The organism is Sphingobium sp. 15-1, assembly GCF_013375535.1.
Taxonomy (GTDB): Bacteria; Pseudomonadota; Alphaproteobacteria; order Sphingomonadales; family Sphingomonadaceae; genus Sphingobium; species Sphingobium aromaticivastans.
In genome coordinates this window covers 493,430-509,786 of the sequence record NZ_JABXJG010000003.1, presented here as the reverse complement: position 1 = coordinate 509,786, position 16,357 = coordinate 493,430, and the positions used below count along the sequence as shown (strand labels likewise).

Sequence of the window (16,357 nt, the reverse complement as noted above, 5' to 3'; positions counted from 1 at the left end):
CTTGTGACACTTTACCGGCTTTGAGATGCTGCGCGGTAAACTGTCATGGATGACTCTTTATGAGCGAAGGGGCGCCACCGACCGGAATCGGCGGCGCTCCATGCTTCAGCCGTTGAGCTGGTCCTTCACCGCCTTGCCGGGCGTGAAGGTCAGCTTCTTCGAAGCAGCGATCTGGATGGTCGCGCCGGTCGAGGGGTTGCGGCCTTCCCGGGCCGGGCTGTCCTTGACCTTGAACTTGCCGAATCCGTTCAGCGAGACCTCGTTGCCCTCGACGGCAGCGGCGGCGATCGACGTGAAGACCGAGTCAACATATTTGCGGGCATCAGCCTTGGTGAGGCCATGATCGGCGGCCAGGGCTTCAGCGAGATCGGTGTTGTTCATGTGCAGGCTCCCTCTGGTGGAGTTGCGTGCATAGGATGGAAAATCTCCGGCCGGAAGAGGGATTTGCCCGAAAACAGGGGGTCTGGGCCGGTAAAGTGTCATCCATGCTTTTTGTTTGGCGCGGTTGCAAAGGGGGATTCACACTGACTCAGCATGTGCTAGATTCCTGATATGTTCTATCAGCCTGACCTTTTCGAGCAACCACAGATAGCGCCGGCGTCACCGCCATCGCCGATGATGGCGGCTGAGTTGCCGGATCTCGTGGAACGAATATCGACCGTTTCCCGGCGCCCGCGCTACGCGTTGCTGGTCCTGAAACTGATTGCGCAGGAAGCCGGGAGCAACGGGAGCGTCGGACCCTATGTTCGCAGCGCGAAGGGGAGAGTGCCGGTACGGGACTGGCTGTGCCAGGCGCTGGCGCCGCTGGCGCAACGAGATTGCCGGCGTCGGGCGATGATCAAAACCGTCAGGGCGGGATTGGAGACTACGGCAGGACAGGGGGCTGATCCCCGCGACATCGAGCAACGGCTCGAAGCGGAAGTCCAGTCGCGTATCCTGCGATCAGGCCGGAGCAATGTGAGCCGGGTTGTCTCGGATCTGGTCCGGGCGGGTCTCCTTCGTCGTCACTATCAGGGATACCGGATCGACCATCCCAATCGCGGTGCGCAACGGGAGGCGGTTTATACGATCACGCCCGAAGTTAAGCGGGCGCTCCAACGCCATTGAAGGGCGTTGGAGTGTCCTGTTGCGAAGCGGCTCAGCAGACGGGCTGGTCAGTGGAAATTGGAGGGGGGACGCATGGTCGCCATGGCGCGTGCGCAACGGCGGATGACCAGATCTCTTTGAATGGTGATGGACTCCGGGCCTTCCCGAACCAGGGTATCGATCGCGTTTCGCGTCTCGTGAGGTGGCGGTAGCAGATAGCCGGCGCCGTCGGATGTCCTCATTACGACCTCTCCTTCGAGTCGTTGGACAGCGACCATATTCCTCCCCAAGCGTACTGGGAAGGGATAGGCATCGACCATTGGGAGGTTCTCAGACTTCCTCGCTGGGGTCCTGGATCTCAAGGTGGATCCGCCATCCCTCGAAGGTGATGAGCATGCGACCAAATTCCTCCCAACTCACCTCACGCCCATCGATGACCAGCAGGGGCAGATAATCGGGGGATTCAAGGTCGCAGGTGATGTGACCACGGACTGCCCTCCCCGAAATGGCCAGCCCCAAATCTCCTTCGACCAGATGGTTCGTGGCAAGATCATGTCGCATCCGTTCGAGAAGGCGCATCATAAGCGCAAACGGATCGGCGTCTACGCCGCCATGGACCTGGAATGCGTAGCCCTCCCGTTCGTCGGCTCTGACCTCACGGGCCTCAAGCGTCAGCGTCGTGCCGAGGTGCCGTAGCACAAAGTGGAACCAATGGCTGTCCCCGTTCGCATCGGGCAATTCCATTGGCTGGAAGCCGACATGGCTGAACCTTACCCCGCTCCGGCGGGCGACCTCCTCATTATAGCAGCGGCTGCAAAGATCCCGGTAACCCGTCTCGATGCTTCCGAAGTGCGTGATCTCGAAGTCTGGAACGCCTATATGGCACTGGTCGCATGCAATGTCCGCCATGGTTCTCCGCTCAATTCCTGTCTGTCGCAGCTGAATGGGTGTCGCGGGTCCAGGTCAATCCAACATCGTCGCACCATTGGCATAGGGCTGCCTTGACCGCGCGTTCCTCATAAGCATACCATTTCTCGAGCGCGCCCTGCGCCGCGAGCAGATGCTTGAAACGCCTATAGGCGCCTTTCCGGCTGAAAATGTCCCGTGCTTCCTCCCACATTTCTGGCAACTCTTCGGCGACGAATGCGAGCGCGAGCTTTTTTCCAAGATGGAGATCGCGTCGATGGGGTACGACAAAATATCGTGTCCCCTCCGGATCGTCAGACAATTCCTCAGCATCGTCCATGTCCAGGTTGTCGGACACAAAGAGAATGCGGCCCGATTGCCTGCAAATATAGGCCTGATGTTCGTCATATTGTGACGCGCTGACAAACTCGAGCGCCTCGATGAGGTCGCTAAGGAGTAGGGGCGCGGCCTGACCAGTTTCCGGTTTCATAGGCACGCCTCGCCTATCAAAGGGGGCATTCGGAAACGCAGGCGGCAGAAAGGCAACAAAATGAACGCTCATGCGCGACGCGAGGAGCGATTGAACGGAGGTCCATCCTTCCAATCCTTACTTCGCGGAGCCGCATAGCCAGAATCTCACCATAGCCGTTCAATCGGCCTGCTGACATACCATAGCGGCTTTCCCCCACGACTGCACTATGTGCGAAAGATCAACGGCGCTCCAGTGCTGCCCTCGTCGCCGCTTCCACCGACACTTGATGCTGAAGGACAGCCAGGATGCCAGGAAAGAGATGCGCGACCCGCAAACGGTATAGGTTCCAACTGTCGATCCGTCGTCTCGCCGCACGTCTGCTTACGCCCAGGCGACTGGCGATTTCCTCAACGGTGCGTCCATGTTGGTTGAAGAGGCTCCAAACGTTCCGAATAAGCGGGCAGGCTAGCGGTACACCTAAGGATTGTGTCGCCCATTGCATTTCTGGCAGAGATTGGAACGGTGGGTAAACAAAGGGGGAGGGGTAGATGATCCGTTCGGAATTGAGCGCAAAATTGGCTGAGGAAAATCCATCCCTCTCGCAGGAGGATGTCGAGAGGATCGTCGAGCTCTTTTTCAAGGAGATTGTTGACCGCTTATCGACCGGTGGCCGGGTGGAACTGCGTGGATTTGGTTCGTTCACGACCCGAGCGCGGGAAGCGCACACCGGTCGAAACCCTCGGACCGGGGAAGCGGTCGTCGTGACGGCGAAGCGCGTACCCTATTTCAAGCCGGGCAAGGAAATGCGCGAGAGGCTGAATGTCGACAAGGCGACATCATGAATATGCCGCGCGACGATTCAGCTGATCCTGCGACTACGACGTCCGTTCAGAAGAGTGCCGTGCAGCGGTCAGTGGCAGCGGGGTCGTCGATCGGATCGGCTGCACGGCCTTGGGAGGCGAGAGGTGGTTGAGGGCTGGGATTCCTTATCAAGGCTGCCCTCCATGTTTCGCGGCATCGTGATCGCCTTCGCGGCCATCGGTTTTGCGATCGTCGGCAGGCTGCTGATCCAAAGCCTGGTTCCCGGCGTCGTGCCGTTTTCGCTCACCTATCCGGCCATCATCCTGGCTGGATTGCTCGGCGGCTGGGAAGCCGGTTTGATCAGCATCGCAGGATGCGAACTGCTGATATGGTATTTTGTTATCCCGCCGGTTCGTTCCTTCACACCCCTTGCTCCGAGCGATGCCGTCAGCCTGGCGGTGTCAACGGTATCTCAGCTCATTGCGCTTGCCGTTGTCGTCAAATATCGCGAGGCCAGCGAGAGGACCCATCGCGACGCGGCTGCGCAAGCCGAGTTTTTCCGGCTTGCGCTCAACGAGTTGGATCATCGCACGAAGAATAATTTCATGATCGCCGCTTCGCTTCTCACGGCGCAGGCGTCGCAGGCACAACCGGAGGTGGCAGGGGAGTTGAAAAATGCCGCGGCAAGGCTGATGATGATCGCGGCCACCTACAGTCATCTTTCCGGTTCCAGCCAGTCGATCTCAGAGGTGAGGCTTGATGAGTATCTGGGGGAGATCTGCGCGCAACTGCGCGATGGGCTGCTACCGGGAGGCATTGTCCTGACATTTTCCGGCGACCCGACAGTCATGGACGCTCGCCGCGCGGTGAACATCGGGCTCATCATGAACGAATGGATCACCAACGCCGTTAAATATGCGTTCCCAGAGGGGTTTGGATCGATTGACATCCGGCTGGCTCGGGCAGGTGATCGACTTGAACTGATGGTGGCCGACGATGGCATCGGGGCGAATGTCGAGGGAGCCGGTGGACGTGGATCACGGCTTATACAGATGCTCGCTCAATCCATCCATGCTGACCTCCAGGTCCGCAATGACGGGGGCACGCAAGCCATATTGGCGATGGAGGAGACCTCATCGCGATCAATCGGATAACGTCCCTCGGGGTCTGTCGTTTTCCCAAGATCACCAGGCGTCCATCACAGTCATCCGCGTCTCCGCGATGCCCCTCACTACGACCAGGCGTGCGTCGACACAGGCGGCTATCTTCTGCCGCCCCGCGCCGACATGTCAGCAGCGAGCATGTATCCCAGCAGAAACCATTGCGGAGGCCGTGAATTGCGGCGAAGAGTGCTGGATGATCCCCGCCATCACCGATCATCTCCTGACCAATTCCATCCAGAACGAGCGCATGATTCGCGCGGGCCTCGATTATTTTCTGGAGGACAGGGTGGGGGATCTCGCGTTCGATCCGCAATTCAACTCGGTATCCGCGATCGTCGAGGGTAGCGGTCGAAACAGCTATGTGACCACCATCATCTTCGATCCGGAATTGCCCAAAAATCTTGCCGAAAGCGATTGCACCTGTCCAGTGGGCTATGGCTGCAAGCATGCCGCAGCTTTGCTCCATGCGCTGCGCCGGTTCGGCTCGCCTGAAGGTTCAGGCCTCAGGATTACGGCTGCGTCCGCAGCGCCATCCATGGTTTCGGGTCCTCTGGGCGAATGGCTCGAAGGGGTCAGCATCGATAATCTCGCCGCGCGCATTGTTGCTGATCAACTATGTTTTGTCATCGAACCGGCGCGAGCTTTCCGGCAGGCGAAGGGTCCCAAGGGCGCCAAGACCGCGACCGGAACTGAGCCATCGCGCTTCATCCTTCAGGTCCGTGCGAGGCAACGCCGTGCACAGGGCGGGGATTGGCAGATCATACAGCCCTATGTGCTGCAACACAGATCCACCCATTTCGAACCGGGTGGCTTGCGCCTCCTCGCGCGAATGAATGCCAAGGAACTGGGCGGCGATTTCGCGGCCAAGGGTACGCCCATCGGCCAGCATGGCTGGCAATGGCTGTTCGAGGCCGCCAAAGCCGGTTTGCTGCGGTGGAAGCGCCCCGATGGACCGGCGGTCACTGTCACGCAGGACCCTTTGAAGGCGCGTCTTGCCTGGCGGCTGCTCGAGGATGGCAGGCAGATGCTGGTGCTGGAGGACATTGACGAGACGCTCAAGATTTTTGCCGGCGATCCTCCCCTGTTTTTCGATGAGGACCGGTACATGCTCGGCCTTGTCGATACCGGCATAGCCCCGTTGATTGCCGGTCGCCTGCTTGCGATGCCGCCGATCGAGCCTGCCCAGCTCCCGGCGCTTGCCGCGCGCTGGGAAGAGATTGCCGGGGGCGCGTTGCACCTGCCCCAGATCATGATGCCTCAGCGGTTCAAGCCGATAACTCCGCGGCCAGTACTGCATTTCCTCACCGACAAGATACCCTATGTCGACAGCTTTTTGAGCTGGGGCCGCACCCAGGCTCGCCCGACCCCCGTCGAGCTCGCCCGGCTTGAGTTCGATTATGAGGGGCATCGCGTCCGCGCGAACATGCCCGCGCGCGAGGTGGTGGTACGGACAGAGGAAGGGCTGATATGCTTTCCACGCGATCTCGAGGCCGAGCAGGCGGCCGCCGATCGCCTTGCCGAGACGCTGCTCCTGCCCATTTCCCTGCTCGAAGATTTCCAGCCCAAGGATCATCAGGCATGGGATCATGTCCTCATGAGCCGCGAACTGGAGGACACGGCCGCAGACAACTATCCTGACTTTCTTATCAATGAGAAGACCGCTCTCGAAGCCGAGGGCTGGCTCATCGAATACGCCCCCGACTGGTACCACGCTTTTGTTCCGCTTGATAGCGAGGATACCAGCCTGGCGCTGGCGCCTCAGGCGGCACCTTCCGCTGCATCCGGGGAGCCGATCGACTGGTTCGACGTCGAGCTTGCCGCGCTGGTGGACGGCCAGCGCGTGAACATCCTTCCCGCGCTGCGTCGCCTAATCGCCGAGGACGGCGGGGATCTGCTCGCACGCGATGATGACCACCGCCTACCCTTGATGCTGGGGAACGGGCGGTTCACGGCTATTCGCCTGGGGCTCGTACGTCCGCTGCTCGAGACCTTGCTGCGCCTTGCGGTAGCCGACCGGAGCGCGGGACCACTGCGGCTCAACCGCTATGATCTTGGCACCATCTATGAAATCGCCGGCAGCGGCCTGGCCTGGACCGGAGAAGCGAATTTACGCCAGCTTGCAGGCGCGCTTCACCAACCCGATCGCGCCGGCTATATCGCGCCCGATGGTCTCCAGGCCCAGTTGCGTCCCTATCAGGAAACCGGCGTCGCCTGGTTGCAGGCGCTCCATGACGCGGGGTTTGGCGGCATTCTCGCGGACGATATGGGCCTTGGCAAGACGTTGCAGGCGATCACGCACATCCTGCATGTCAGGCAGACTGCGGACGCAGGGGCGTTTCATCCGATCCTCATTGTCGCGCCCACATCTGTCCTTCCTAACTGGCAGGCCGAACTGGCGCGCTTCGCGCCTGGGCTTGAGTGCCTGCTGTGGCACGGCGCCGACCGCCAGGGGCGATCCGATGAGCTTGGCCGGAGCGCGATTCTGCTCACCAGCTATGCCTTGCTTGCACGCGATAAGGATTTGCTCGGGAAGCAGGATTATGCGCTGATCGTGCTCGACGAGGCCCATGTCCTTAAAAATCCCAAGACTGCAGGCTTCAAGGCGGCGGCCACCCTCAAGGCGCGGCAGGTCGTCGCGCTCTCGGGCACGCCGATCGAAAATCGGCTGAATGACCTCTGGGCGCTGGCCAGTCTTGCCAATCCTGGCCTGCTCGGATCATTCGAAGCCTTCCGGAACGGCTATCGAACGCCGATCGAGAAACAGGGGGATCCGGCGGCCAAGGCAGCGCTTGGGCGCCGGTTGCGGCCGTTCATGCTGCGCCGGACCAAGGATGAGGTCGCAGCCGATCTGCCCGCCAAGACGATCATCCCTGAACGCATCGAACTCAGCGAGGCGCAGATGCGGCTGTATGAAAGTCAGCGGCTGCTGATGCAGGCGCGGGTGCGCGACGAGATTGATCGTGTCGGGCTGATGCGATCGCAGATCATCGTGCTCGACGCCATGCTCAAATTGCGCCAGATCTGCTGTGATCCTTCCCTGCTGCCGCGCGGGCTTGGCGAAGGCGTTGCGTCTGCGAAGCGCGCGCGGCTTCTTGAAATGCTACCCGAGCTTGTCGAAGAAGGGCGACGGGTCATTCTCTTCAGCCAGTTCACTGCCATGCTTGACCGCATCGCCGCCGACCTCGACGCGATAGGCATCCCCTATGAGCAGTTGCGCGGCAGCACCCGCGATCGCGCGCGTCCGGTCCGCCGCTTCCAGCAAGGCGAGGTTCCCCTGATCCTCGTCAGCCTCAAGGCAGGCGGGGCAGGGGTCAATCTCACTGCCGCGGACACCGTCATCCTCTATGACCCCTGGTGGAATCCGGCGGTCGAAGCGCAGGCGATAGACCGCGCCCACCGCATTGGTCAGACAAAGGCGGTGTTCGTCCATCGCATGATCGCGACGGGCAGCATCGAGGAAAAGATCCTGGTCCTCCAGGAGCGTAAGCAGGGCCTTGCTGACATGCTCTGGAGCGAACAGGCGAACACGGGCGGGCCTGGGCTCGATGACGACGACATCGCGTTTCTTCTGGGGTGAGCCCAGTATTGCTGTTCCGAAAAACCGAGACCGGGCAATCAGTGGAACGCTTCAAGCTGGGGGAGTGGTCTGCCGATGGCGATTTCTACTGATGAATGGTTTTTGAGAGGGAGGAATCTTGCTTCGCTGATCCGGCGGTTTCAGCCGAGCGCCTATCTGCGCTGCACGCGCTTGGCCCATCGCGTCATTCCGCTTGGGATGGGCTATGGGATGACGTGCTTTGCCAGTTCCACAAACGGGTTCCAGCTTCTTTACATGGCAAAGGGCCTTTCTACGAGCATGGCGCAAGCCGTTGTGCGCGATCGGTTCGGCGCTCGCTGAAAAACTGGGCACCGATCTCCGTGAGGTTCGGTTGGGTAGCGGTCTTGAGTGAGGAATTGTGCGGATTGTCCGCCACACTCTGCCGATCTTCTCGAGGAAAATATCGCTTATCTTAACTGAAGAGGACGCCCCCTTAACACACAGTTTGGCATATCCCATTGACATATCCCGTGAGGCGGGCCATGGAACAAGGTGCTGTATTTCAGAGCAATCGCAGTCAGGCGGTGCGGTTGCCTAAGGCGGTTGCGCTTCCTGATGACGTAAAGCGGGTTGATGTGGTCGCCCTAGGTCGAGTCCGAATCATCACCCCTGCTGGCGAGTCTTGGGATAGCTGGTTCGATGTCGAGGGTGTGACTGCTGACTTCATGTCGGAGCGTGAACAGCCCGATGATCAGGAGCGCGAGGCTTTCTGATGCTCAAGTTCATGCTCGACACCAACATCTGCATATTCACCATCAAAAATCGCCCTCAAGAGGTCCGAGCGGCTTTCAAACGGCACCACGGCCAAATGTGCATCAGTACGGTCACCTTGATGGAACTGATCTATGGTGCAGAGAAGTCCTCTAGAGGGTGTCTTTGCTGTACGCTTTTGGCCTTTGTGGCACATCGAATCTCTCATGCGCTGTAGGCGAGTATAGGGAATTTATCGAGTTTACAGGAAAGTTATAAACTGGCATAAACTCTCTATGGATGCCCGTCGAAACCCTTTTGCCCCTGGTGCGGGGACGCCCCCTCCCGAGCTTGCTGGCCGCAGTGCTTTGCTTGAGCGCAATGCCGTAGCGCTTGATCGTATTCGTATGGGCCGAGCTGCGCGCCCAAGTATCCTCTATGGGCTGCGCGGTGTTGGGAAAACCGTTCTTCTTTCCACCATGCGGGATACCGCAGAGGGAGAGGGGATGACGATCGTCACCATCGAGGCGCCTGAAAACAGATCCTTGCCTGGAATTCTCGTGCCCGCGTTGCGGGCGGCCTTGTTGCGGTTGGATCGACTTAAACAGGCGTCGGCAGGTGTAAAGCGCGCGCTGCAAGCGTTGGCGGGTTTTGCGAAGCTGAAGGTCAAATATGACGATCTTGAAGTGGCACTCGACTTTGAGCCGGAACCAGGACTTGCCGATAGCGGCGATCTTGAGGCAGATCTCGCGGATCTGATTGTCGCAGTCGGGGAGGCAGCCAAGGAGCGAAAAAGCGCCGTTGTGTTGGTGATCGACGAACTCCAATATGTGCCAGAAGAGCAGCTCGCCGCGCTGATAAGCGCACTTCATCGGGCCAGTCAAAAGCAGCTTCCGGTCACAATGCTTGCGGCGGGCCTCCCGCAGTTGCTGGGGCAGATGGGTCGAGCCAAATCTTATGCGGAGCGACTGTTTGAATTCGTTGCTGTGGGGCCCCTGGACGACGTTGCTGCCAAAGATGCCATTCGATTACCGGTCGAGCGCGAGGAAGAATCCATCGAAGATGCGGCACTGCGCGCGATCCTCCAACAGACCCAAGGATATCCATATTTTCTACAGGAGTGGGGAAAACATAGCTGGGACTGTGCAGATGCGTCGCCGATAACCGCAGCAGATGTGACGGCGGCAACAGCAAGTGCCTTGGCTGAATTGGACGCCAGCTTCTTCCGCGTGCGGTTCGACCGGCTGACGCCAGCAGAGAAGCGCTATCTGCGCGCTATGGCGAGCCTCGGACCTGGTCCCCATCGATCTGGTGACATTGCCGAAGCCATGGGCGCGAAAGTCACGACCCTCGCGCCAACTCGCAACAGCCTCATAGCAAAAGGCATGCTCTACAGTCCGGCACATGGAGACACTGCGTTCACAGTGCCGCTTTTTGACGCTTACATGATGAGGGTGATGCCCGCTACGGGATCGGATGGCGATCCAAGCAAGCAACACCAAAAATTTTAAGCTATTGATTTAAAACGATATGTTCCTGCCGGATAGAGAAGACACTTTCTGTCCCCGATAGAAATGACACTCTTTGAGGACAGCAGGGGCTGCGCGGAGCCATCGGCCTAGCGCAGCGCAGAGCCTGCTGAGGGCGCAACATGGAGGGGAGGGACGTGGACCCGCTGCGCAGGCAGCGGGCTCGGTCAGAGCCGTTCGAACAGTCTCAGCGGGCCTTCACAAACTCCAGCGTGCCGCGCGCCCGCAACTCAGCCTGGCTGAGCCGTGGGCCGCGCTTGAGCTTGGGACCGCCCAAGCGACGGCGATCAACCTTTACCAGCGCTTCGGGCTCGGGAAAGAGATGGGCGGGCTGATCACGGCGGGCAGGGGCATTGTTGTTGCGCTGCCGGTGATGTGGCGCAATCGCCTGGATCTGCTTTGCCAGCATCAGTGCCGGTCCAGATGCTTGTTGTCGACAATCGCGGGCTGGTTGATCCGGGGCATCTTGTCGAACAGGCGATAGGGCAGCACCTGCCCCTCATGACGGATCTCGATCTTGCCGTCAGGATATTTGCAGATGTGGACACGCTTACCTACCAGAGCCTTGCTCATCGCAGTAGGCTCCAGAATGAACAACACCTTGTTGTAATGCAGCGTCAGTGCCTTTGAAATCTTCCGCTTTTCGCGCCAGACCATGATCGCACGTAGATCGTCCTGCGGTGCCAGAGGGCGATGCAGATCACGACTGTCTGCCGCTGGGCGAGCAAAGCGCCGATTGTGCCGAACCATATAGCTTGGCAGAAAGGCGTTCGCTTCTTCGATCGACGAGATACCTTCCAGCCGCATCGCCTTGACCAGCCGGTCCTGCAATGTGCCGTTGGCTCGTTCGACCCGGCCTTTGGCCTGTGGCGAGTTGGCGCAGATGATCTCGATGTTCAGCGCATCAAGCGCGCGGCCGAAATGCGTCATGCCATCGCCCTTGGCCGTCGCCTTGGCATTGCGGAAGACCGAGTGCTTGTCGGAATAGAAGGCCACCGGCTTGCCGTGCCGCTCAATATATTCGCGCGTCGCTTCCATGTAGGAAAAGGTGCTTTCGCTCTCGACCATCTGGAGATGCAGCAGCTCGCTGGTCGCGTCGTCAATGTAGACGAGCAGCGTGCATTTCGGGCCACGCTCCTCGAACCAGTCATGCTTCGAACCGTCAATCTGGACCAGCTCCCCACGACAGTCCCGCCGGTGACGCGGTTGATAGGGGCGAGAACGACGCGCGGCGCGATCCTGCCAGATTCCCGCCGCGATCATCATCTGTCGCAGCGTCTCACAGCCCACCGATCCGCATAATGCGTGCGGACGATCGTAAGGACGCGCTCGCGAAAGGCATCGCTGTGACGCCGGTTGCTCGGCCGACCACGCTTGCGCGACACCAGGCCTGAAGCGCCTTCGGTTCGCAGTCGGTCAAGCAACCGGAAAATCTGCCGGCGCTTCAAGCCCAGCAGTTGCGCAGCATCCTCGACCCGCAGTTCGCCGCGATCCGCACGCGACAATGTATCAAACCGCGAAAGCTCGCCATGGCTCATCGCCACCACCGTCATAAGCGTGTCCTCCCGAACTGCCAGGAGGACCATGCCACCGAGCTCTGCTAAGGACGCCCGAGGGTGTCATTTCTATTCAGCAGAGGGGTGTCATTTCTATCCGGCGCTTACACGATAAAAGTTTGATAATCCGCATTATGTTAATCCATAAACAAAACTAATATTCTATTATCTACGGAGCCGTCCTGGAACCGGACATTCGAGCGCGAAATTGTCATCGGGTAGCTTCCTGCATGGCCCTCATTCCCGACGCCGCTTTTCGACGACCGATCGACGGTCTTACGCAAGAATTCTTCGCCGCGGGTGAAGATAGCGTCGGCATTGCCCGGGCCTGTACCACAAGGCGATGTCGGATGTGATATCGAGGGCCTTGCCATCGACATGGCCATACCAGGCGGAGACGATGATCCTTGTCCAGGTCGTAGCGGGGTTGGAGAGCAGGGTTTTCAGCTTCGGCAGCGCCGGGCCTTTTTGCGCTGGCCGCCCCATGGAGCGTGATGTTCGTTCCGCGGACGGTGCGAATAGGCTGGCATCCAACCGCAGTCGGCTGATGAGTGTTGCGCGCCGCTGTCGCCCACGAAGATGATCCGACGGCCTGGCAGCCAGCGGCACAACTGTAAGGCGCCCTGCCGAGCCCATTCAGTCAGTAGCTTGTGTCGGCGGCCACGTTGAAGGTCGGATCGCTCCGAAGGGGCGAGCAGGGTCAGGACCGGTAAGGCCTTGATCAGGCTGGCCCATGGCACCGGGGTGAGCACCATGAAGCTCAACCAACGCAGCCCGCTGGCTTTGACGAAATGGCCGTGACTCGAACGGACCGGGTCCCGGTATATTCCCCGTGCAGTGATGCGACGTCCCCATCGGCGTTCGATGGTGTCGTCCATACCGATGACGACAGGGCCATCTGGCACGAGCCGTTCGACGACAACACCCAGCAATCGTCTGGCGACGGCCCGGGGGCTCCAGCGGGCCCGACTTAGGATCTGATGATAGCTCGCAAAGTTGGTGGCTTCGGCCCGGCCCGTCATGCGCAGACAGGAACTGACGGTTCGCTTGCCTGGGGCCAGCAGGGCCCCCATCACCAGAACGAGCACATGCTCCCAACTGGGCGCCGTGAAGCAAGTACGCCATGGTTGCAGCTACTGCCGCAGTATCTGGGGAACGGGATCGCCGAAAGTGGCCCTGGGATGGTGCACCATCCCATGCTTCGAATCCCGACCAACACAGGTTGCAAGACAATCGCCTTGACCGTGCGGCGAAGTGAATCAGTTCCGCCGTGACTCGAAGGCGGCTATGGCTACGGCATGGAAATGGACAAGATCGCACTGCGCATCGAAGCGTTTGACGAAGCCAATGGCGGCGGCGTGGGATGGTACGAAGACAAAGGCGCTTACCACCTTTACTTGTTGGCAACCGAAGCACCGATCGCTCGCCTCATGCCAACCGGCACAGGGGACGACGTCAGAATCGCCTACTGGTCACATCGACGAAAATGGGAAGATATCGACGACATGGGCGGATGCGTTCGACCCCTCGATCAGGCCCTCAACCATATCGCTAACAACGGCATTTTCTGGACCTGGACCTAACCAAAAACGTGCAAAGCCAAGCTAAGATCATTAAATCTCTTCGACAGCAAAACATTGATGCCGCTTTTCCACAAAAGTTATAATTTCTCATATGAAATCAAGTTCTGCTGAAACTCAGCAAGCTCATCTTCCTTTAGTCCGATGCAGCATGAACTATATTTTCGAATGATCCATATTGCCTTTCGACAGCCGTAAAACTTGCGTCGATATAATCTGGCTCAACGCTTATGATTGCATTCAATGCTCCGCTACTTATCTCCTGCCCCACACGATCTCTCATCAACAGGCGTGTGGCCTCCACTATTTCGGACCCGATATTCCCCATGCTGGAAAGATAATCCTGCATAATCATCGCATAAGGGACGCCCACCATCCGGAGAAGGTAATTGCTCACCGGGTTGGCCGGTGGAGGGCTGCTCAGGCGACGGCGAATGTTCCGTCGACGAGCTCGCGGATTGCAGCGAGTGCTGATTTTCCGTTGAGGCGAGCGGTGCCGGTGACGGATCGATATCCGGCATGGATCTGAGCGCCCCAGTCTGATCGGAAGCCGTTGGTGACCTTGCGGAACACGACGGAGGAACGGATTTCACGCTCGGATATGTTGTTGGTTGCCGGGACGCTGCGGTTGGTGAGGAAGACGAAGAACTTCGCCCGCCACGCCTTGATCTGCTTGAGAAGGGTCTTGCCGGCAGGGTGCGCGACAGGCGCCCGCATGAGGGTGGTCAGCTTGTGATCGGCCTTGGCGGCGTATGTCGCCAGGGTCGTGTCCTTCAGTTCGTGTCGTCGTTTTCCGACCCGGATCGCCCATCGCAGGTGATCGCGGATCTTCGGTGCAAAGATCGTATCGCCGCAGTCGATGGCGTATTGAACGTCGCGCAGGACATGGGCGAGGCAGACCTGATGCTCTTTGCCCAGTTCCTGCTGGCCGGCATAGCGATCCGACACCCACACCTTGGGCTGGTGGTCTCCCAGCACCTCTTCGGCAACGCTGCGGGCCCGGCGCGGGGCGATCTTGTGAAGCACTGCCTGGTCCGAGATGAACACCCATTGCCACTGAGTGACGCCATTGGTGCGGGTAGTGGTCTCGTCCGATGCGATGACCGTGCCCGAGAGCAGCTTGTCCCGGATCGCCCCGGTAGCCGCGGCCATGCTCTGGCCCATGCGCCTGAAGATATTGGCGATGGCGCCTTCGGAGATGGTCAGGCCGAACAACTCCGCAGAGATACGCGACAGGCGCTCGAAACCGACATGATGGCTATGATGCAGATAGGTCAGCAAGGAACGAATGCCGGGGCCGAATGGCGTCCCCGGCTCCATGCCTGCCGGGGCTGCGGCTCGATAGCGCTTGCCACATCCCCCGCAACGGCCGCCGAACAGTTCTACGCGCGTCACGATCGGGCGGATCGGCGGCAGATCGATATGATCGTAGCGATGGCGGCATCGCTGCGCCTGACCAGATACGTCCGTTCCGCAATGGCCGCAGGCGGCGGCGATGACCCGCTCGGTCTTGTCCGGCGTCTCGGCAAGCGGCCGCGCTTTGCCTTCCCGCGACGGACGCCTGCCCGTTGTGCGCTTGCGCGACTTCTTCTTACCAAAGCCATCCTTCGAAGGCGGAATATGCGAGTTGGACGATGTCTTGCGCGGCTTGCCTACCAGCGCCTCGAGCTCCGATATCCGCGAAACCAGACGCTCAATCATCTTCTGCTGTTGCACCAGCAGGGCGTCCTTCTCGGCCTCACTCAGCCCTATGCGCGGTGGCGTCGCCATGTACAGGATGAATCAGAGCGTGCGGTTATACGCAACCCCTTTTTGCCAACCCCGTGAGCAATTACCGGAGAAGAGCCGCACACACAAATCCGGTTCGGTCCTTGCCTGCCGCACAGTGGATCAGCAAGGGTGCATGGCCCGCCGCCACACTCTCGCAGATCGTCTTGAGATGCGCGGCGGCGGCGAATGGCAGGGTGCGATATATGCTGACCATGATGTCTCGCCCGCCCTGAGCGGACGGGTCCACGCGCAACTTCTCCCAAGCCTCGTGCGACTCCCGAACATCCGCAAGAATATCGAGATTGAGAAGCTCGACGCCCCTGCTGACCCAATAAGAGTTGGGAATGCGCTCTCGTTCATTCAGGCTCCTGAGATCGCATATCAAGGCGATTTTCAGCTCCTCAAGCGCTTGATCATCTTGATCGTTCGGCGAAGATATAGCTTCGGATCTGAAAATCAGGCCCTTGCGAACCCTGCCCCCCAAGTCGGACGGATAGCCTGCGCAGCTATGCCGAGATTCGCTATGGGGCGAAAAGCTGGAAGTGTAAGCGCCGCGTCGTCGCCCGGATCGAAGCCAGTACCATGGGCATGGATATCCGCTATGTCGTCACGTCCCTGCCGGGGGGCTCCGCCGAGCACATCTACGACACGCTCTACTGCGCCCGCGGCCAGGCCGAGAATCTGATCAAACGGCATAAAACCCAGCTCAACAGCGACCGCACCTCATGCCGATCGGCCAACGCCAATCAGATGCGGCTCATCCTCCACACCGCTGCCTACTGGCTCATTTGGCGGATGCAGCAGGCCATCCCCAAGACAAGCGCGCTCGCCGTCGCCGAGTTCGCCACGCTGCGCCTGCGGCTTCTCAAGGTCGCCGCCCGCGTCATCGAGACCACCACCCGCATCCGCATAGCCTTTGCGTCAGCCTGCCCTGATGCCAACACGTTCCGGGCCGTCGCAGCCGCATTCAGACAAGCCCCAACATAACCGTTGCGGCCGTGCCGCTGAGCCGATCAACCCCGTCCTTCAATCTCGCAAACCTATCGAACTACCGCGATGCAAAAGACGCACCGCGATCGCTCGTCCTCATGACGCCGAAGTGGAGGCTCGAGACCGAGGATCGCCGGAAAAGCCCGCGTCGCGAATAATGCGGGCTAGATGCCGTAACGTGGTCGACCATTCCAAACTACAGCTATCAGCCATGCA

20 protein-coding genes and 1 pseudogene are annotated in these 16,357 nt (G+C 59.7%); 10 read left to right on the top strand and 11 right to left on the bottom strand.

The features are described 5' to 3' along the window. Positions 1 to 105: 105 nt before the first annotated feature. Positions 106 to 483: an HU family DNA-binding protein gene (locus tag HUK72_RS25400; protein ID WP_255326016.1), complete on the bottom strand. Its 378-nt coding sequence runs from the start codon at positions 481 to 483 to the stop codon at positions 106 to 108. A gap of 69 nt (positions 484 to 552) precedes the next feature. On the opposite strand from HUK72_RS25400, the gene HUK72_RS25395 reads away from it, so the two are divergent. Further along, a complete protein-coding gene (locus tag HUK72_RS25395) occupies positions 553 to 1,107 on the top strand; it encodes a hypothetical protein (RefSeq protein WP_176599266.1) in 555 nt (184 codons plus the stop codon). A gap of 309 nt (positions 1,108 to 1,416) precedes the next feature. Here the strand turns inward: HUK72_RS25395 and HUK72_RS25390 are convergent, their stop codons facing one another. The 3 genes from HUK72_RS25390 to HUK72_RS27740 all read right to left on the bottom strand — a co-directional run bounded on the left by HUK72_RS25390 (position 1,417) and on the right by HUK72_RS27740 (position 2,966). Continuing rightward, positions 1,417 to 1,995: a hypothetical protein gene (locus HUK72_RS25390; RefSeq protein ID WP_176599265.1), complete on the bottom strand. Its 579-nt coding sequence runs from the start codon at positions 1,993 to 1,995 to the stop codon at positions 1,417 to 1,419. Positions 1,996 to 2,005: 10 nt separating this feature from the next. After that, the gene (locus HUK72_RS25385; RefSeq protein WP_218036286.1) at positions 2,006 to 2,554 is read right to left on the bottom strand and encodes a UPF0158 family protein; all 549 of its coding nucleotides are present in this window, start codon (positions 2,552 to 2,554) and stop codon (positions 2,006 to 2,008) included. Between the two features lie 148 nt (positions 2,555 to 2,702). Next, entirely contained in the window at positions 2,703 to 2,966 is a 264-nt protein-coding gene (locus HUK72_RS27740; protein ID WP_176599263.1) for a helix-turn-helix domain-containing protein, read from the bottom strand. 46 nt (positions 2,967 to 3,012) lie between these two features. On the opposite strand from HUK72_RS27740, the gene HUK72_RS25375 reads away from it, so the two are divergent. From HUK72_RS25375 to HUK72_RS25345, 7 genes are all read left to right on the top strand, one after another. Beyond that, positions 3,013 to 3,306: an integration host factor subunit beta gene (locus HUK72_RS25375; protein ID WP_176599262.1), complete on the top strand. Its 294-nt coding sequence runs from the start codon at positions 3,013 to 3,015 to the stop codon at positions 3,304 to 3,306. Positions 3,307 to 3,468: 162 nt separating this feature from the next. Continuing rightward, positions 3,469 to 4,419: a sensor histidine kinase gene (locus HUK72_RS25370; protein ID WP_176599261.1), complete on the top strand. Its 951-nt coding sequence runs from the start codon at positions 3,469 to 3,471 to the stop codon at positions 4,417 to 4,419. 202 nt (positions 4,420 to 4,621) lie between these two features. Continuing rightward, a complete protein-coding gene (locus HUK72_RS25365) occupies positions 4,622 to 8,005 on the top strand; it encodes a DEAD/DEAH box helicase (protein ID WP_176599260.1) in 3,384 nt (1,127 codons plus the stop codon). Positions 8,006 to 8,080: 75 nt separating this feature from the next. After that, positions 8,081 to 8,326, top strand: a complete 246-nt coding sequence (locus tag HUK72_RS25360; protein WP_176599259.1) for a hypothetical protein — start codon at positions 8,081 to 8,083, stop codon at positions 8,324 to 8,326. A 182-nt stretch (positions 8,327 to 8,508) separates the two neighbouring features. Next, complete coding sequence (vapB, locus tag HUK72_RS25355; RefSeq protein ID WP_176599258.1) at positions 8,509 to 8,739, top strand: type II toxin-antitoxin system VapB family antitoxin; 231 nt, start codon at positions 8,509 to 8,511, stop codon at positions 8,737 to 8,739. Beyond that, a complete protein-coding gene (locus tag HUK72_RS27735; protein ID WP_369806068.1) occupies positions 8,739 to 8,954 on the top strand; it encodes a PIN domain-containing protein in 216 nt (71 codons plus the stop codon). Before vapB ends, HUK72_RS27735 begins: the two co-directional genes overlap by 1 nt. Before the next feature lie 58 nt (positions 8,955 to 9,012). Then, positions 9,013 to 10,227, top strand: a complete 1,215-nt coding sequence (locus tag HUK72_RS25345; protein WP_176599257.1) for an ATP-binding protein — start codon at positions 9,013 to 9,015, stop codon at positions 10,225 to 10,227. A gap of 205 nt (positions 10,228 to 10,432) precedes the next feature. Here HUK72_RS25345 and HUK72_RS27520 read toward each other — a convergent pair whose 3' ends face one another. The 4 genes from HUK72_RS27520 to HUK72_RS25335 all read right to left on the bottom strand — a co-directional run bounded on the left by HUK72_RS27520 (position 10,433) and on the right by HUK72_RS25335 (position 12,889). Next, positions 10,433 to 10,654: a hypothetical protein gene (locus tag HUK72_RS27520; protein ID WP_255326015.1), complete on the bottom strand. Its 222-nt coding sequence runs from the start codon at positions 10,652 to 10,654 to the stop codon at positions 10,433 to 10,435. Then, the gene (locus HUK72_RS27515) at positions 10,654 to 11,511 is read right to left on the bottom strand and encodes an ISNCY family transposase (RefSeq protein WP_255326014.1); all 858 of its coding nucleotides are present in this window, start codon (positions 11,509 to 11,511) and stop codon (positions 10,654 to 10,656) included. Before HUK72_RS27515 ends, HUK72_RS27520 begins: the two co-directional genes overlap by 1 nt. Next, positions 11,508 to 11,831, bottom strand: a complete 324-nt coding sequence (locus HUK72_RS27510) for a helix-turn-helix domain-containing protein (protein ID WP_255326013.1) — start codon at positions 11,829 to 11,831, stop codon at positions 11,508 to 11,510. The genes HUK72_RS27515 and HUK72_RS27510 overlap by 4 nt, the downstream gene beginning before the upstream one ends. Positions 11,832 to 12,244: 413 nt before the next feature. Then, positions 12,245 to 12,889, bottom strand: coding sequence for a transposase (locus HUK72_RS25335; protein WP_218036285.1), 645 nt, complete (start codon positions 12,887 to 12,889; stop codon positions 12,245 to 12,247). Between the two features lie 210 nt (positions 12,890 to 13,099). Here HUK72_RS25335 and HUK72_RS25330 point away from each other — a divergent pair, with 210 nt between their 5' ends. Further along, positions 13,100 to 13,384: a hypothetical protein gene (locus HUK72_RS25330; RefSeq protein ID WP_176599256.1), complete on the top strand. Its 285-nt coding sequence runs from the start codon at positions 13,100 to 13,102 to the stop codon at positions 13,382 to 13,384. Between the two features lie 133 nt (positions 13,385 to 13,517). Here the strand turns inward: HUK72_RS25330 and HUK72_RS27730 are convergent, their stop codons facing one another. The 3 genes from HUK72_RS27730 to HUK72_RS25315 form a co-directional block, all read right to left on the bottom strand. Further along, a complete protein-coding gene (locus tag HUK72_RS27730; protein WP_369806086.1) occupies positions 13,518 to 13,757 on the bottom strand; it encodes a tyrosine-protein phosphatase in 240 nt (79 codons plus the stop codon). 44 nt (positions 13,758 to 13,801) lie between these two features. Continuing rightward, positions 13,802 to 15,151, bottom strand: a complete 1,350-nt coding sequence (locus tag HUK72_RS25320; RefSeq protein WP_176597181.1) for an IS66 family transposase — start codon at positions 15,149 to 15,151, stop codon at positions 13,802 to 13,804. 61 nt (positions 15,152 to 15,212) lie between these two features. After that, positions 15,213 to 15,635 (bottom strand): tyrosine-protein phosphatase, encoded by a 423-nt coding sequence (locus HUK72_RS25315; protein ID WP_176599254.1) that lies wholly within the window; start codon positions 15,633 to 15,635, stop codon positions 15,213 to 15,215. A 14-nt stretch (positions 15,636 to 15,649) separates the two neighbouring features. Between HUK72_RS25315 and HUK72_RS25310 the strand changes: the two are divergent. Further along, positions 15,650 to 16,138, top strand: a pseudogene (locus HUK72_RS25310) (transposase); the annotation flags it as partial. Between the last annotated feature and the right edge of the window lie 219 nt (positions 16,139 to 16,357).

Excerpts from the sequence above, each read along its gene's own strand:
- HUK72_RS27740 (WP_176599263.1), bottom strand. The coding sequence starts at position 2,966 with ATGCAATGGGCGACACAATCCTTAGGTGTACCGCTAGCCTGCCCGCTT.
- HUK72_RS25365 (WP_176599260.1), top strand. The coding sequence starts at position 4,622 with ATGATCCCCGCCATCACCGATCATCTCCTGACCAATTCCATCCAGAAC.
- HUK72_RS25390 (WP_176599265.1), bottom strand. The coding sequence starts at position 1,995 with ATGGCGGACATTGCATGCGACCAGTGCCATATAGGCGTTCCAGACTTC.
- HUK72_RS25345 (WP_176599257.1), top strand. The coding sequence starts at position 9,013 with ATGGATGCCCGTCGAAACCCTTTTGCCCCTGGTGCGGGGACGCCCCCT.
- HUK72_RS25330 (WP_176599256.1), top strand. The coding sequence starts at position 13,100 with ATGGAAATGGACAAGATCGCACTGCGCATCGAAGCGTTTGACGAAGCC.
- HUK72_RS25375 (WP_176599262.1), top strand. The coding sequence starts at position 3,013 with ATGATCCGTTCGGAATTGAGCGCAAAATTGGCTGAGGAAAATCCATCC.
- vapB (WP_176599258.1), top strand. The coding sequence starts at position 8,509 with ATGGAACAAGGTGCTGTATTTCAGAGCAATCGCAGTCAGGCGGTGCGG.
- HUK72_RS25400 (WP_255326016.1), bottom strand. The coding sequence starts at position 483 with ATGACACTTTACCGGCCCAGACCCCCTGTTTTCGGGCAAATCCCTCTT.
- HUK72_RS25370 (WP_176599261.1), top strand. The coding sequence starts at position 3,469 with ATGTTTCGCGGCATCGTGATCGCCTTCGCGGCCATCGGTTTTGCGATC.
- HUK72_RS27730 (WP_369806086.1), bottom strand. The coding sequence starts at position 13,757 with ATGGTGGGCGTCCCTTATGCGATGATTATGCAGGATTATCTTTCCAGC.
- HUK72_RS27520 (WP_255326015.1), bottom strand. The coding sequence starts at position 10,654 with ATGCTGGCAAAGCAGATCCAGGCGATTGCGCCACATCACCGGCAGCGC.
- HUK72_RS25320 (WP_176597181.1), bottom strand. The coding sequence starts at position 15,151 with ATGGCGACGCCACCGCGCATAGGGCTGAGTGAGGCCGAGAAGGACGCC.
- HUK72_RS27515 (WP_255326014.1), bottom strand. The coding sequence starts at position 11,511 with ATGATGATCGCGGCGGGAATCTGGCAGGATCGCGCCGCGCGTCGTTCT.
- HUK72_RS25385 (WP_218036286.1), bottom strand. The coding sequence starts at position 2,554 with ATGAGCGTTCATTTTGTTGCCTTTCTGCCGCCTGCGTTTCCGAATGCC.
- HUK72_RS25360 (WP_176599259.1), top strand. The coding sequence starts at position 8,081 with ATGGCGATTTCTACTGATGAATGGTTTTTGAGAGGGAGGAATCTTGCT.
- HUK72_RS27735 (WP_369806068.1), top strand. The coding sequence starts at position 8,739 with ATGCTCAAGTTCATGCTCGACACCAACATCTGCATATTCACCATCAAA.
- HUK72_RS27510 (WP_255326013.1), bottom strand. The coding sequence starts at position 11,831 with ATGGTCCTCCTGGCAGTTCGGGAGGACACGCTTATGACGGTGGTGGCG.
- HUK72_RS25395 (WP_176599266.1), top strand. The coding sequence starts at position 553 with ATGTTCTATCAGCCTGACCTTTTCGAGCAACCACAGATAGCGCCGGCG.